1 protein-coding gene and 1 pseudogene are annotated in these 1,464 nt (G+C 72.9%); one reads left to right on the plus strand and one right to left on the minus strand.

The window, feature by feature from the left end; all coding sequences use genetic code 11:
- Positions 1–934 (plus strand): ATP-binding domain-containing protein (locus AB0H87_RS41750; RefSeq protein ID WP_360159405.1); only part of this gene is annotated, 934 nt, incomplete at its 5' end.
- On the opposite strand, the pseudogene AB0H87_RS41755 reads toward AB0H87_RS41750, so the two are convergent.
- Positions 924–1,464 (minus strand): annotated as a pseudogene (locus tag AB0H87_RS41755) (superoxide dismutase); the annotation flags it as partial. The gene AB0H87_RS41750 and the pseudogene AB0H87_RS41755 overlap by 11 nt on opposite strands.

A 1,464-nucleotide genomic window follows, 5' to 3' on the forward strand; every position in this document is an offset into this window, starting at 1 on the left:
GGCGGTCCCGGTGGCGGCGGCGGTGGCGGTGGCTACCGTGGTGGCCCCGGTGGCGACGGCGGGCCTGCTGTCGACGGCCGAGGTGGACCTGCTCGAGGGCACGTTCGACGCGGAGGACCCGACGATCGCCGACGTGGCGCTGCTCGACGAGCTCGACGCGCTGCTCGGCCAGCCGCTGCGGGCGGCGCGCCAGCAACGCAACCAGTTCCAGGTGGCGCAGGGCGTCTACGAGCTGAGCACCGCGGCGGATCGGGCCCGGGCGGCCCGGGCGGCGGCCACCGCCCGGCCGGACGACTACCGCGAGTACGCGCACGTGGTGGTCGACGAGTCGCAGGACGTCTCGCCGATGCAGTGGCGGATGCTGGGCCGGCGCGGACGGCTCGCGTCGTGGACCATCGTCGGCGACCCGGCGCAGACCGCCTGGACGGGTGACCCGAGCGAGCTCGAACGGTCCCGGGACCGGGCGCTGGGTTCGCGGGCGCGGCACGCGTACACGCTGACCACCAACTACCGGAACTCGGCGGAGATCTTCGAGGTCGCCGCGGCGGAGATCCGCACGATTGCGCCGGACCTGCCGCTGCCGACCGCCGTGCGGTCGACGGGTGTGCCGCCGGTGGCGCTGTCGGTGCCGCTGCCGGCGGTGGCCGCGACGGTCCGCTCCACGGTGGACGAGATGCTGGGCCAGGTCGAGGGCACGGTCGGTGTGATCACGCCGGTGGACCGGGTGGGCGAGGTCGGCGAATGGCTGGCCGCCGTCGGTGACGCGCGCCTGCAGGTGGTGACGAGCCTGCAGGCCAAGGGCATGGAGTACGACGGCGTCGTGCTGGTCGCGCCGGGTGAGATCCGCGCGGGTGGCGCGGCGGGCGTACGCACGCTGTACGTCGCCCTGTCCCGCGCCACCCAGCGGTTGGTGACCGTCGACGTCAGCCCTTGACCGCGACCGCCTCGTACGGCGTATCGGGGGTGGGTGGCGTCGTGAACTTGGCATTCGGCAGGTAGAGCCGCTTGCCGTAGCGCGCGACCGTGGTCGGCACGTCGAACGCGTCGCTGGTGATCGTCCCGACCACGGTGCCCCGCGTGCCGGACCGGTTGAGCTCGACGACGGAGATCTGCTCGATGAGGTTCTGCACGACGTAGAGTCGCCGCCCCTCGAGCCAGAGGCCGTCCCCGTTGGTCATCGGGACGCCGCCCAGGTCCACCGTGGTGGCCTCGCCGGTGTCCGGGTCCACGTTGAACAGTGTCGCGGTGTTGGACTGGACGACCAGCAGGTTCCGGCCGTCCGGTGTCCGCGCGATGCCGTTGGCGTTGGTCGCGCCCGGGGTGAAGACGAAGTCCCCGGTGAGCGGGACCGTCTCGAACGTGTCGCCGAGCTTGTCGACGCTCATCCGGAACGGGTTCCGGAAGCCCATCGCGTAGATCTCCGGCCGGGTGTTGGCGGTGCCCGGCGCGAACATGTTGCCGGCC

This window comes from Asanoa sp. NPDC050611 (assembly GCF_040654855.1).
Lineage (GTDB): Bacteria > Actinomycetota > Actinomycetes > Mycobacteriales > Micromonosporaceae > Asanoa.